This is a genomic window from Sulfurimonas sp. NW15, from assembly GCF_051132285.1.
Lineage (GTDB): Bacteria > Campylobacterota > Campylobacteria > Campylobacterales > Sulfurimonadaceae > Sulfurimonas > Sulfurimonas hydrogeniphila.
In genome coordinates this window covers 250,641-264,872 of record NZ_CP093237.1, presented here as the reverse complement: position 1 = coordinate 264,872, position 14,232 = coordinate 250,641, and the positions used below count along the sequence as shown (strand labels likewise).

Sequence of the window (14,232 nt, the reverse complement as noted above, 5' to 3'; positions counted from 1 at the left end):
AAAGCACCTTGTACCAGGGTGCAGTGAAATCACGTCATACCCCTTACAATCACTTAGACTATCGATAGTATTATACAATACTTATGCTTATCATACACTAATAAATATAAATCTTACTTTAAAGCGAGCCTATTTAAATAGTATAAAGTGTTAAAAAATATTGCAGACAAAGCAATTGTTACGAATAGTACCAACATTGCATTTGCCTGACCATTATTAAGAAGTTTCAAAAGCCATATTACCGGGAAATGCAAAAGAAAAACCGCATAAGAAATATTTCCTAAGAATCTGTCTAATCCAACTATTTTAGAAGAGTTCGGCTTGAACAAAAAAGAGAGAATGGGGATACCGATTAAGAGTCCGAAAAGTGTTTCAACACTGTAAAAAGTCTGCAGGTTAAAATAATAAATCACCAATGCGTTCATTATAAGAAAAACATATAATAAAACAAGTGTATATTTTGATTTGTTTTGATTATAACGATATTGTTCTATTAATGCGCCTGTCAAAAACATAAACAGTACACCGACTATGAGTCTGTATGCAAAATAGTCTGTATTTAACAGTTGAAATATCGCAGCCAGATATATTATAAAAGAAGAAATTAAGAGAAACAAAATCTTTCTATTGCTTAACAATATAAAAGGAGCTAACAAATAAAACTGTAATTCAACGCCTAAAGACCATGCCGGCGGAATGAGCGTAAAAGTATCCTGTCCCGTATACATATAATATGCGAGGGGTATAACCGTAATGTTTGCAATATAATCCGTAAAAGTCGGTGTTTTTGAAATAAAGTAAGAACTGGCTCCTAAAAGATATACAGTATAGGCAAACAACAATACCATAAGATAAAGAGGAAATACTCTTTTTATTCTATCCTTATAATAGAGAATTGCATGGTTCGGATAAACACGGGTATTTAGCTTATAGGCAACCATACCGGCTAAAAGATAAAATATAACTACGGCACTTACTCCAGGATTATAGCCATAGACTCTTACATTCAAATGGCTTAACACAACAGCAATGGCTAAAAAAAATCTAAGCGTCCCATGCATTGAATACTTCTAATAGTTTTTTTGCGTTTTCTTCCCATGTCAGATAAGGCATATTGTCTGACAAAGGGTGCTTTTTCTGCTTATAGAGTTCTTTCCAGCTTATTATGGCATCGGCAATAGTTCCCGGGGTGTTCTCATTTGCAAAAAAATAGGCACAATTCTGTGCCACTTCGCGAAACACAGGAATATCCCTTGCTATAACAGGCAGATTATAGTGAGCAGCTTCAATAAGAGGCAGACCAAAACCTTCTGCTTCGCTGGCAACTATAAGGGCATCAGAAAAACTATATAGTTTTTTCAAAAAAGCATCATCAATGCCTTCCAACCATAACAGCTGTTTGTTTTGCTTGGGATGATTTGTCAGCTTTTGTATAAAATTATCGACCATCCATCCTCTTTTTCCCACTATAATCAGATTTACCGCTACACCCTCTGCCCACAGTAATTCAAAGGCTTCAAGTACCTGCCTGTGTCCTTTTCTTGGTTCTATTGTCCCTACCATCAAAAAAGTCATGTTTTTATCCAGCCTGTCCAACTGCTCTTTTTGTACTGCTGTCAGTCCCTGCGCGACTGTAATGTTTTGAATATCTGCGCCCAGATGCAAAGAGAGAATTTCAAGATCTGTTCTTTTTTTCTGTTTGTGTGTTTCTATCCAAGAGGAGAGTTCCTCAGCAACGGCATTTGAAATACAAATAAGGCTGTCAGCAACATTGCTCACAGTATCAAGCCATTTTGTATGAATATCTTCTGACTCCTTTGGGAAAAACTGCGGTTGCAGTACAGGAAGCAGATCATATACAACAAAACTTATTTTTACTCCTTTTGCTTTATATGCTTCGAACAGACCTGTTCTTGCGGCTTCTAAAATAAAAGAACCGCTTAAATCAAGTCCGTAAAAAATATCTCCCCTGTAGCAGTCTATCGGTCTGTCGGGAAGTGTAAACTCTTTTGCATCTAAAAGCTTTGCCATATACTCATGGGCATAACAGTATCTGTATCTCCCCTCTGTCTGAGTCAGATAAACCGGTTCAACTCTGTACTCGTTTGACACATTTTTTACAAGTTCCCTCAGCTGTGAGCGAACGACTCTTTGTATCCCTGTTTTAAGGTCTGTTCTTGCGATGGCAGAAACATCAACAAGCAACTGTTTTTGTCTTGTTTGCGGAGGATTTTCAAGTACTGGCTCATATGCACATGAATTTTCAATAACATTCCGGTACATCAATGCACACTTTTGAGGAGTATGTTGTTCTTGAATAATCTTTTGCGCATTGCGGCTTATTGTTTCTCTTTTGTTTTTGTCATTATAAAGTGTTTGCAGAGCATGAGAGAGTCTTTCGTCTGAAAAGTCATCTTCTATCATACAAAGCGCCTCTTGCGGCAGATCCTTCATTGCGCCATGGGCATTGACTATTACAGCCAATGCATAATTCATGCAATCCAAGACTGCGGCTGATGTTTCTCCCCGAGAATAGGCACGAAGCTGTACAGCTGTGTCTGCGATACAAAGATAGTTTTTGTACTCGTCATCACTCACCCAGCCTGTAACATGAACACTTTGTTCCAAAGAGTTCTCTTTTATCAGTTTTATCAGTTTTTTTCTATAATGGGGATCAGAATATTCACCTACAAAAATCAGCTTGCATTTTTTATCTTTTGCAAGAGAAGAGTTTGCCCAGGCATCGAGCAGCCTATGGTTCAGTTTGTTTTTTCCCAGCTGGCCAAATGAGCAAACTACGAAGGCATCCTCCGGTATAGAGAACTTTTTTCTCACTGCTGCTTTGTCTTTTTTGTCCGCCTGTTTTCTTAATAGCGGAATGATATGCCATTGTGCAGCATTGCCGGAACCATAGTGTTTTTTTGCCAACTCTTTTGAGTGGTTTGAGTGAGAGACAACAGCTGTTGCATTTTGCAAAACTTCCAGATTGCAAGGGTATTTCCAAATAATCTCCTCCCTGTTGTTTGTTTGTAAAAGTTCGTAAAGGGCTTTATAGCCATGAGATTTATAAAGAGCATTAAAAAATCCGGCTTTTGGATCTTGGCTTAGAGTAATTTTCTCTACAATATGCGAAAGATAAAAATCATGCAGTACGACAATACCCGGTACGATTTTGAGCAAATCAAACATATGCTCATGAAAAGGGGAATTTCCGAAGTGATATAACACTTTGCTGTAGTTATCGCTGTTTTGCACAAAATAATTTATATCTCTCACTTTGTATGCTGCCCTGATCTCGTTATCTACTATATCTTTATCTGCTGCTATCAGTTCTATATCGTAATAATCTTTCAAGACCTCAAGCAGATCAGCACTGTAAAAACTTATACCGGATTTTTCCGGCGGAAGCGGCGATATATAAGCCAGTTTTTTTGCTGACTTTGCTTTAGTCTTTCTTTTTTTGATGTTATAAAAAAATTCTTCTCTGTAAGAAAGGTTTTTGTTTGTCCCATTTGAATCTGTCTGCACAGGCTCATCATATTCATTTATATATTTTAATCTTGCATACAAATACGGAAATTTTCTAAGAATCTTTACCAGAAAGAACTTTAATCTTGGAAAGCGATTCAGTCTTTTTTTTAATTTTCTAAGAACATATTTAGTATTAGCTTTATACTTATTGTCTCTTAAAAATTTCATCAGCAGCCGCAATGGTTTTGTCAGTTTCCATGAATTACTGTTTGTTATGGAAACAAGCTGCTGCGTTAACATTTCATTTTGTTTTTTTGTTTCGGCAAATTCATTTTGCAGTAATCTCATTTGCCCCTCTACTTTTTCTATGCTCTCTTTTATCTGTATATCATATTTATTTGTCACTTCCTCCAAACTGACTCCAAACTGTTTATCAAAGCAGGACTGGAATAGAGTAAGAACCTCTGCTGGTGCCTCTTTTTGGGCTATGATGCCATAGTCCGGGCTGACACCGGTTATAACATCCAAAAGCGCAAAATCTTTTTTTAGCAAAATATCTTTTTCCTCTTGCAGGCGCAACACTTTTGCTTTTGAAAAACCATAGTATTTTAGAGCCAAAAGCAATAATTCCGAAGGCAAAGGATTTTTATGTGTAGGATCCATATAAAATGTTTTAGAAGCAACCATGATGTTCTCAGGATTTGGCGTTTCAATTATAAATAAACCGCCTTTTTTCAATATCTTCCATACAAGCTGTATCATCTCTTGCAATTTATCAAATGCGATATGTTCAACAAAATGAAAAGCAGAAACAAGTTCAATGCTTTGCGGAGGTATTGATTTGAGATATTCAAGAGCATCCTGCTGCAATACATGCAATTTGTTTTCTCTGCAAAGCCGGAGCATGCTTTCATCTTGATCAATACCTGTTGCATCAAACCCGTTTTCAACTAAAAGTTCTAACCACTCTCCTCTGCCGCAGCCCAAGTCCAAGGCTTTTGGTTTTGGATTTATTGTTTTTAGAGGAGATATACACTCTGTATAAATTTTCAATCTCTCTTTTATAAGTTTTCTGTTTCCTCTGTGTTTATCTTCAAGAACCTTGTAAAAACTATCTTTTTTCATTTTCTATTTCCTTAAAAGAGATGAATGGGCAGAGCTTATTCAATCCTATAAAATGGAAACCATAGTTCCCCGCTATTTCAAAATCCGCAGCTTTGTCCAGCCAATGCGAACAGTGTTCTACATGAGACTCGTTCGTATGAACAGCTGCAGTAATAGTGTATTTTCCTTTTCCGAGATTTAAATCCATTGCAAATTGGCAAATATACTTTTTCTCTTTTTCAAAATCTATCGTCATATTATGAAAAAATGTATTTGTACCAAAAATATCCTGTCCGAACCTGTCTCTTATAATAATGCCTATCGTCATATCTTTCAAATTTTTTTTTGACTGTAACAGTATTGTTATAATTGCTTTTTCCCCTGAACTTATTATGTTTGATTTTGAGCTTTCTCCCTGTATAGAAACAGTACTTATTTCTACATCAAACTCTCCATAGTAGTCATTGTTGTCTTTTTTCTTTTCTTCTTTGTCATTTAAATGAGAGATTAGAAGATTATAGTGGTTTATCACATCTTCAGCTTCGCCTTCGTCTATCAACTCTCCGTGATTCAGCAAGATAACACGATTGCAAAGAAGTTTCAGAGAATTTAAATCATGTGAAACATAGATGATACTCATATGCTCTTTTTTTCTTTCACTGAGTGCTCTTGTACATTTAGCCGAAAAATGTGCATCTCCAACGCTAAGCGCTTCATCTACAATAAGAATCTGAGGCTGTGAATAGATGGCTATAGAAAAAGCAAGCCGCATCTTCATTCCCGAAGAGTAGGTCATAACCGGCTCATCTATATAGTCGCCAAGCTCACTGAAATCTATAATATCCTGTTCTTTTTCTTTACACTCTTTATGCGTCATACCGATCAGTGTTCCATTAAGAGAGATGTTTTGCCGTCCTGTCATCTGATCATTAAAACCGGTACCGAGTTCCAAGAGTGCCGTAACTCTCCCGTGTCTCAGAACTTTACCGCTTGTAGGTTCTATAACACCGGCTATAATTTTCAGAATAGTTGATTTTCCTGCACCGTTTACACCGATGATACCAAGTGTTTCACTCTCATATAAATCAAAAGAAATATTGTTGTTTGCTATAAACTCTTTGTGATATTTTTTGTTTGAAAACACTTCTTTGAGTCTGTTAAAATTGCTACTGTACATTTTATAGATCTTGGATACATTCTTGACTTCAAGGACTTTTTTCATTTAGATAATATCCTTAATGGCGGCTATCATCTTTTTGTACAAATAGCCTGCAATAAGCAAAGAGACAAAGGCTATAAGAATAATAACAAGAAGAGACTGCCAAGAAGGTGCTTTCGCATAGAGAAAAATATTTTGATATATTTCGACAAAATAGTAAAAAGGATTGTATTTCAGAAGCAAAGGATACTTATGTTCTATCATTGTTTTTACATATATGACAGGTGTCATCCAAAACCAAAGCTGTATCACTATCGGAACAAGTTCTTTAAAATCTTTAAAGAACGGGGTAAAAAGTGAAAATACTGTGCCTAGACCATAAGCAAATATGCTTTGAATAAGCATCAAAGGAATCAGCCATAAAAAAACCCAGCCGACAGGCTGATGAATCAACAGTAAAAACATAAGACCTAAAATCATAGAAACAGCCAAAGTAAAAAGTTCTGAAAGTACCATTGCCAACTGAAAGGTATACATGGGAACATTGATTTTTTTTATGAGTCCTGCTTTTTCAAAAAAAGAAGTGTTCAGCCGCATAACTGTTGCACTGAAAGCCGTCCATGCCAACAAACCAGGAATAAGATAAATACTGTATGCATACGAGTTGTCTATGATGTTCATTTTCATCTTCATGAAATCAGAAAATATAACCGTATAAATAAAAATCATTACCAAAGGAGAGAGAACAAACCACAACTGTCCAAGTCCGGTTCCGATGTATTTTTCTTTGAGATCCCGTTTTGCAAAATCAAAGGCAAGATATATATTATGCTTCAATTACATTCTCTCATAATCATCTTCGACTCTGACAATGTCATCTTCCCTCAGATATTCTCCAACCTGTACTTCTATAAGAATAACATCTACTTTTCCGGGGTTTTCCAGGCGATGGAGCTCTCCCATGGGAATATAGGTGGATTCATTCGGTTTGAGCAACATTTCAGTGTTCCCTATAGTAACGAGAGCCATACCTTCTACGACTATCCAATGCTCGCTTCTGTGAAAATGTTTTTGCAGACTGAGACGTTTGCCCGGTTTAACAACAATACGCTTTGTTTTATATCTTTTATCTTCTTCCAAAACAGTATAGGTTCCCCACGGACGGTGTACAGTAAGGTGAATATGGTGCAGACTGCTTTCACGTCCTTTGAGTTCCTTTACTATTGTTTTTATATTTTGGGAATTGCCTTTTTTTGTAATGAGCAGCGCATCGGGAGTATCAACGACAATGAGACTGTCTATATCTGCAAGTGCCACCATACGCTCATTGGCATACACAAAATTGTCTTTTGAATTAATGGCAATAAGTTTGTCATTTTTACTGTTGCCATTTTTGTCTTTTTCAAACTCTTGGGAAAGAGCATCAAAACTGCCAAGATCAGACCAGCCTATGTCTGCTGCAACGACTTTTACCCTGTCACTTTTTTCCATCACGGCGTAGTCTATACTCTCTTCGGGAATAGCCTGCATATCTTCTTGTGAAATACGCATAAAATCAGAATGTTTGGCATTGTCAAATGCTTTTTTTGCAGTTGTATAAATCTCAGGAGCATACTTTTCCAGCTCCTGAAGATAGATTCCTGCTTTAAAGCAGAACATACCGCTGTTCCAGTAGAAATTTCCTGCTTCTACATACTTTTGTGCTGTTTGAATGTCCGGTTTTTCATGGAATGCTTTTACATATTCACCACTGGCTTCTATGTAGCCAAATCCTGTTTCGGCAAATGTCGGTTGAATACCAAAGGTAACGAGTGCATCTTCTTGTGCCAGTGCTTTTGCTCTTTGGAGTACCTGTTGGTAATTTTTTTCATCTTTTATGAGATGATCAGAGGGGGAAACAAGCACTATCTCTTCTGTATCCATCGCGAAACAGGCCAGTGCGATTGCCGGTGCGGTATTTCTGCCTACAGGTTCTAGCAAAAATTTGTTTTGAATATAATCCAACTCTTCAAGCTGATCAAGTGCCAAGAAGTACTGTTCGCTGTTTGAGACAATAAACTGCTCTTTACATGTAGTCTTGTTTCTTTGCAGTGTAAGCTGAAAGAGTGATTTGTCATCAAAAAGTTTTGCAAATTGTTTAGGCATGAGAGTACGGCTGATAGGCCAAAGTCTGGTACCGTTTCCGCCGCATAAAATAATATTTATCATAATAAGTATTTTACACAAAAAAATTTAAACTTAGCCAAAAAGTGTATAATTGAAGTATGAGTTCAATTATTTTTTCAATTTTGAGTATTTATGTTTTTATCATAATGGGCTATATTGCCAAGCGTCATTTTAAAGAGCAGATAGATGATAAGACGATTACCCTTTTAAATGTCTATTTTTTGCAGGTTTTTTTAACTTTTTGGGGACTTTTGCTCCATCCTGTGGATATTACGCTTTTGTATGCTCCTGGCATTTATCTCTTTATTGTTATACTCGTGCTGTTTTTGTCTGCTCTTTTTGCCTCAAAACTTTTTTCACACAAAAAAGAGTACTCTATTGCCATGGTAGCCTCCATCATAGGAAACACGGGAAATCTTGGCATACCCTTGAACATAGCTGTTTTTGGTGAAGCTTCCATTCCCTACACAACAGTCGTCAATCTTGTCAATGTGTTCATTGTCTACACTCTGGGTGTTTATTTTTACTCACGCGGCAATTTTGATGCCAGGACCTCTCTCAAAAACATTCTAAAGCTTCCTATACTTTGGGCAGCTGTTATCGCCATTATACTGAGTGTCAATCACTACACACCATCAGATGCAATTATGAATATGCTCATGATGGGGGCCTATGCTTCTATGACCATGCAACTGTTTTTGTTTGGTATCTATCTGTATGACATTAAAATACGCTCAATCAACAGGAAACTCATTGCCTGGGTAATGTCATTCAAATTTGTTATTTTGCCTTTGCTTGCTTTTGTTGTGCTTCTTAATGTGGAGATGGAGCCTATGATAAAAGGAGTTGTATTCATCGAACTTCTCATGCCGCTTGCCGTTGCCAATGTAAACCTTGCTTCTTTGTATGACTGTGCACCAAAACTTGTCACCGCTCTGGTCTTTATCTCTTCGGTCCTGTTTTTGGGCATTATCTTTTTAGGTGTCCAAATACTAAAGTTCATGTCATAAAATCAGGAAAACAGATACCCTGGAGATACTTAAAAAAATAAATCTTTTCTGTAATCTGAACCTTAGATTGTAAAGAGACAAAACCCGCACTCAAAAGTACGGATTTCGGGAAAGTCGTTTAATTACTACTGTAAATTATAGTGAACAAGAACATTGGATGACCCTGAAGCATAACTGACACCGGCATAATCTGCCTCTACACATGAACGGGAATAATCAGAACTGACGTATGTCTTTGTACTTATTCCGGCGCTATTAGTAACTATAGGGTTACCTGAAAAGCCTACATCTGTACAACTCGCAGTACCTGTAACAACCTCTGTGCCAAATCCGCTGTTAGTTACATACGCCTGTGTAAGACCACTCAAAAAGGTATCACTGATGTTTTTATAAATAACCACTGTACTATATCCGCTCATATCAAACGTTGTATCTGTCGGCGGAGTTGTGTCTACGGGCGGAGTTATGTCTGCCGGCGGAGTTGTATCTGTATACCCGCCTGTTGGTTCTACATTATAATGTACAAGAACAGTTGACGAGCCTGAAGCATAACTTACACCGGCATAGTCTGCTTCCACGCATGAACGGGAATAATCAGAACTGACGTATGTATTTGTATTTAGTCCAGCGCTATTAGTGACCATAGGGTTACCTGAAAATCCTACGTCTGTACAACTTGTACTGCTTGGAACGATCTCTGTGCCAAATCCATCATAATTTGCAAATCCCTGCGTAAGACTGTTAACTATTGTATCACTAACATTTCTGTAAATAACAACTGCACCGTATCCGCTCATATCAAGCGTTGTTTCTGCCGGTGGAGTTGTTTCTGCCGGTGGAGTTGTTTCTGCCGGTGGAGTTGTAAAAAATTCTACCAGTCCCATATTCTCTAATTCAGACATAACTGTTCTTTCAAAATCTTGAGCAGTTGCGTCATCCCCTAATGATGAATCAATTGTTGAAAACTGGCTTAAAACTGCATCTATATCCGGTACTTGAACATTATTTTCTTTCATATCTTTGTAAATTGCATTCGCAAGTACTACAACATCTCTAGGAGCTTCTGACGGGACTTTAAGCAAGTCTTCAACTGTAATATTAATATCTTTTCCAACTCCGCTGTCATTTAGGTGACCAAGCAGTGTATTTAGTTTTTCTTCTCGTATGCTTTCATTTGCATCTGCTATAAAGGTTGTTACAGGTGTAACAACTGTAGAATATGATTTCATAACAATATCAAGTTTTACATCACCGGTATCTTCAATAGCATTATTGTTAACATCAATCCATCCACCCTCTACAATAATCGGAAACGTAGGTGCTTTTGCAAATGTATAAACATTCTGTCCACTTTTTTCTTGTGCAACTTGGGCTGGACTTGAAGAATCTTTTACATTGGCACCAAAGACTTTTCCTCTTTCCACTACTACATCTACACCTGTCGACTGATCTGTTGCCGTACCGCTATCCGCACTGTCACATCCTGTTGTATTTAATGCAAAAAAAGTTGCCAACGCAAGACTCATTCCCATTTTTCTATATTTACTCATATTATTCCTTGTATTTTAATATGAATGAATACTATCTGTTTTTTTATTTTATTTTATTAAAAAAAGTAATAAGAAGAAAATTATGTATTATATGTGTAATTTTGTAACTAAATAATATTATTGGCAAGGAACACTCAGTTTTATTTTGTTTTCAGATTAAAAAAAGCTACTTAAAAAAATTAATTTTTAAAACGCTGGAAACTTTTAAGCAAAAAATATTACACTCCGGGCATGAATAAAGAACTCCAGACACTGTTTCACTACCATGAAACAACCAAACACTCCCAAAAAAGATATGCAAAATCTTTAGGCTATATGGACTGGGCGACACAGCCTGATCCTTTTCGTATGTATCAGGGGACAAAGAGCATAGCACTTGCATTGAGTTTTGACAATCCCACACCGCCCTATTCTCTTTTGGATGAGGAAGTACCCTCTGCACCACTGATGTTAGAGTCCCTGTCTCAACTCTTGCAGTTTTCTATGGGCATTGCCGCATGGAAAAGTTCCGGCGGCAGTTCCTGGGCTGTACGGTGTAATGCCTCAAGCGGAAACCTGCATCCCACAGAGGCCTATCTTGTCTTGCCTCCGATATCGGAAAATACAAAAAGCACCGTAGCCCATTATGCGCCAAAAAACCATTCTTTGGAAATTCTGACTGAGTTTGAGAGTGATTTTTTTGACACCCTCCCCAAAGAGAGTTTTGTCGTTGCACTTTCAAGCATTGCCTGGCGTGAAGCATGGAAGTACGGAGAGCGTGCCTTTCGTTATGTCCAACTCGATGCGGGACATGCCTGGCAGGCACTTGCAGTATCTGCAAAAATGCTTGGCTGGAAGATTACAAGAGTTGAGAGTGTCAGTGATGCGCAAATAGCGAAAATCATCGGGCTTGACCAAAAAAACAGATTTTTTGAAGAGGAAAAGCCTGATATGCTTTTGATTGTTTCCAAAGAAGAGATTTCCCCAGGCCTGGATGTTGCACCGCTGACAGACGCGCTTGTAAACAAATATGAAGGCACAGCAAACAAGCTCAGCCCTTCAGTATATGAGTGGAAGATTATAGATGAAGTTGAAAAAGCAACTTCAGTGATGCAGATTCCACAGGTACAGACAGACAGATGCAAGGTTGCAAGAGAGCCGAGCCGTGAGTCAAAAGAGGTTGTACTGGGCAGAAGAAGTGTCCATGTAATGGATAAAGAAAAATCCAAAATTTCCAAAAAACAGTTTCATACACTTCTAAAGTCGGTAGACTGCTCACTTGACGGCAAAGCCAATGCCGCCCACCTGGCAATATTTGTTCACCGGGTAGAAGAGTATGCCCAGGGACTCTACTTACATGTAAGAAACCAAAAAGATTTAGAACATTTCAAAAAAGAGTTTCATGATACATTTCTTTGGGAAAAAACAGACTTTGAAAACCTCTATCTATTGGAAACAGCTGATTTTACCAAAGCTTCCAAAATCATAAGCTGCAACCAGGATATAGCCAGTGACGGGGCTTTCTCTCTGGGGATGATATGCAGATACTCCGAAGAACTGCTTGCCTTTAATGCCCACAGATACAAAGAACTCTACTGGGAGTGCGGAATGATAGGACAGCAGCTCTATCTTGAAGCCACATCACTCGGACTCTCCGGCACAGGCATCGGCTGCTTTTTGGATGATCTGATGAATGTTAATGTATTGGGACTCAAAAACAATCTCTACCAGAGTCTCTACCATTTTACGGTAGGCCGCGGTTATGTTGACTCCAGAATAGAGACGACACCGGCGTATTAAAATCCGACTGTATTTTGTTTTAATATGTTTTAAGTGGATCTTCCCTATAATTGCTTTTTTTTATGGTAAACGGTAAAACGATGAGGAGAGCGGGAAAATGAAATTTTTATTTGTGATAGGTTTTTGTACAGCACTTTTTTCCCAGGAGCTCCATTCTCTGCTTGATGCCTACAAAAAAGAGTCTGATCTCTCAAAAGTAACAAAAAGAGACACCTCGGGATTTCTTGAGATATATACAAGAGAAGACCTTGAAAGAATGCAGGCACATAACCTTCTGGATGTTTTAAAAACAGTACCGGGTCTCTATCTCAAGAGAGGGGCAAACAACCTGACACTTTTTACAACGGCCTCTGCCCAGAGTACACCTGTCACTTTTTCAAGAATTTACATCAATGACCATGATATGACATCCAGCTCTTTTGGAAGCGGGTTTTTAATCTGGGGCGAGATGTCTATAGAGTATATTGACCACATAGAAATTTACAAAGCAACCTCTTCCATGGAGTTTGGAAATGAAAATGCTTCAATCATTGTCAAACTCTACACAAAAGATGCGGCGCGTGACAACGGTTCAAAAGTAAGGATGATAGGCGATTCGCGAGGAGGTTATGATGCCAACATCTATACAACAGACATCACAAAAAACGGTATAAGCTATTTTGCTTATGCCAACAGTGACAATATACGCAGAAAAACGTATCATAACACCTATAACAACAAAACATATGATTTTAAAAGTGATAAAAAAGGGTACAATCTTTACGGCTCTCTCGGCTATAAAGATTATAAACTGGAATTTGGAAAATATTATAAAAAAAATGACAGTTTTATAGGGATAGGAACACACAAAACACCCGAGGGAGGAGGACTTGATGCCCAACAGTTATACATACATCTTACAAAAAAATTTCCCAAGAGACTCAAACTGCAAATCTCCTACGACAACCTTGAATACAACAGACAATACAATGATGAAAACGGCATACGTATTGCCAATGCCCCTCTCATCAATAGCTACAATATAAAATTTAATGATGACATCTTTTCTGTCATTTTGGAAAAAAAGTTTCAAAACGATGCCAATACTCTTTTTATAGGATCTTTTTACAAATATAAAGCTTTTACGGCCAAAGGCGACTATTATGACACCGCTTTGATATACAGACACCAAAACCAACTTTCAAACAGCCTGAATCTGGTTTCTCTCTATGCAGAAGACACCTATGCCGTCAACGATACCACGCATATTTTGGCTTCTGTGAAAGGAGATTTTTTTCGTTATCAAAAAGATGTAAAATCGCAGAATGAATACCTTGCAAAAATCGGTTTTGTCAAAGCCGCAGGAAGGGCCCGATTTAAATTTTCATACAGTAAAACATACATTCCCCTTGCTTTTTATCAACTCTACAATCCCCAAAATATTCCATACAGGGCAAATCCTCAACTTAATGCGCCAAAAATGGATCTCTTTACAACAGGAGTCTATTATCAGGATCACTCCAAAAAGCATAAATTCTCCCTGGAATTTGTTCATGCCACGCTCAAAGATACACTTGTTTATGATCCGAGCACGGTATATGGCTGGGTAAACAGCAAGGAGGACATATACAAAGAGCTCCTGGAAATGGGTTACAGATATAAGTTTGATCTTGACAATAAAATTGTATGCAATATTGACTTTGGGCGAAACAGTAAAGATACAAACTTTTCACCTGCTTTTGAAACAACAATCCGTGCTTACAACAGGTACAAAAAATTTGATTTTTACAATGAACTGATTTATCGGAGTTCTTATACACTTTACAATATATATACAAAAGCCAGTCTTGACTTTACCTCTGCTGTAAAATACAACTACTCAAACGATTTTTCTGTAGGCCTCCGGGGTGAAAACATATTAAACCGCGGCTTTGCTTTGCCATACAGAGGGGTATCCTACGCGATTCCTGTGACTGACCAGAAATTTTTTCTGAATATGGAGTATACTTTCTAA

Annotated in this window: 9 protein-coding genes; 3 read left to right on the top strand and 6 right to left on the bottom strand. The window is 37.7% G+C overall.

Going from position 1 to position 14,232, the window contains the following annotated elements; translation table 11 throughout:
* Window positions 1-113: 113 nt before the first annotated feature.
* From MLC52_RS01395 to MLC52_RS01375, 5 genes are read right to left on the bottom strand one after another with little or no spacing between them, the layout of a single operon-like run.
* Entirely contained in the window at window positions 114-1,061 is a 948-nt protein-coding gene (locus MLC52_RS01395; RefSeq protein ID WP_434580936.1) for an acyltransferase family protein, read from the bottom strand.
* A complete protein-coding gene (locus tag MLC52_RS01390; protein WP_434580934.1) occupies window positions 1,045-4,596 on the bottom strand; it encodes a glycosyltransferase in 3,552 nt (1,183 codons plus the stop codon). Before MLC52_RS01390 ends, MLC52_RS01395 begins: the two co-directional genes overlap by 17 nt.
* Window positions 4,583-5,797 (bottom strand): ABC transporter ATP-binding protein, encoded by a 1,215-nt coding sequence (locus MLC52_RS01385; protein WP_434580932.1) that lies wholly within the window; start codon window positions 5,795-5,797, stop codon window positions 4,583-4,585. Before MLC52_RS01385 ends, MLC52_RS01390 begins: the two co-directional genes overlap by 14 nt.
* The gene (locus tag MLC52_RS01380) at window positions 5,798-6,571 is read right to left on the bottom strand and encodes an ABC transporter permease (RefSeq protein WP_434580931.1); all 774 of its coding nucleotides are present in this window, start codon (window positions 6,569-6,571) and stop codon (window positions 5,798-5,800) included.
* Window positions 6,572-7,942, bottom strand: a complete 1,371-nt coding sequence (locus MLC52_RS01375) for a mannose-1-phosphate guanylyltransferase/mannose-6-phosphate isomerase (protein WP_434580929.1) — start codon at window positions 7,940-7,942, stop codon at window positions 6,572-6,574.
* Between the two features lie 56 nt (window positions 7,943-7,998).
* Between MLC52_RS01375 and MLC52_RS01370 the strand changes: the two genes are divergently transcribed.
* Window positions 7,999-8,910: an AEC family transporter gene (locus MLC52_RS01370; protein WP_434580927.1), complete on the top strand. Its 912-nt coding sequence runs from the start codon at window positions 7,999-8,001 to the stop codon at window positions 8,908-8,910.
* A gap of 125 nt (window positions 8,911-9,035) precedes the next feature.
* Here the strand turns inward: MLC52_RS01370 and MLC52_RS01365 are convergent, their stop codons facing one another.
* Window positions 9,036-10,460 carry a hypothetical protein gene (locus MLC52_RS01365; RefSeq protein WP_434580925.1) on the bottom strand — a complete coding sequence of 475 codons (1,425 nt, stop codon included), beginning with the start codon at window positions 10,458-10,460 and terminating at the stop codon, window positions 9,036-9,038.
* A 231-nt stretch (window positions 10,461-10,691) separates the two neighbouring features.
* Between MLC52_RS01365 and MLC52_RS01360 the strand changes: the two genes are divergently transcribed.
* Both MLC52_RS01360 and MLC52_RS01355 read left to right on the top strand, forming a co-directional pair.
* Window positions 10,692-12,239, top strand: a complete 1,548-nt coding sequence (locus tag MLC52_RS01360) for a SagB family peptide dehydrogenase (protein WP_434580924.1) — start codon at window positions 10,692-10,694, stop codon at window positions 12,237-12,239.
* Between the two features lie 97 nt (window positions 12,240-12,336).
* Window positions 12,337-14,232: a TonB-dependent receptor plug domain-containing protein gene (locus MLC52_RS01355; RefSeq protein WP_434580922.1), complete on the top strand. Its 1,896-nt coding sequence runs from the start codon at window positions 12,337-12,339 to the stop codon at window positions 14,230-14,232.

Bases quoted from the DNA above. Each gene is read 5' to 3' on its own strand.
- MLC52_RS01395 (WP_434580936.1), bottom strand. From the start codon at position 1,061: ATGCATGGGACGCTTAGATTTTTTTTAGCCATTGCTGTTGTGTTAAGC.
- MLC52_RS01390 (WP_434580934.1), bottom strand. From the start codon at position 4,596: ATGAAAAAAGATAGTTTTTACAAGGTTCTTGAAGATAAACACAGAGGA.
- MLC52_RS01385 (WP_434580932.1), bottom strand. From the start codon at position 5,797: ATGAAAAAAGTCCTTGAAGTCAAGAATGTATCCAAGATCTATAAAATG.
- MLC52_RS01375 (WP_434580929.1), bottom strand. From the start codon at position 7,942: ATGATAAATATTATTTTATGCGGCGGAAACGGTACCAGACTTTGGCCT.
- MLC52_RS01370 (WP_434580927.1), top strand. From the start codon at position 7,999: ATGAGTTCAATTATTTTTTCAATTTTGAGTATTTATGTTTTTATCATA.
- MLC52_RS01365 (WP_434580925.1), bottom strand. From the start codon at position 10,460: ATGAGTAAATATAGAAAAATGGGAATGAGTCTTGCGTTGGCAACTTTT.
- MLC52_RS01360 (WP_434580924.1), top strand. From the start codon at position 10,692: ATGAATAAAGAACTCCAGACACTGTTTCACTACCATGAAACAACCAAA.
- MLC52_RS01355 (WP_434580922.1), top strand. From the start codon at position 12,337: ATGAAATTTTTATTTGTGATAGGTTTTTGTACAGCACTTTTTTCCCAG.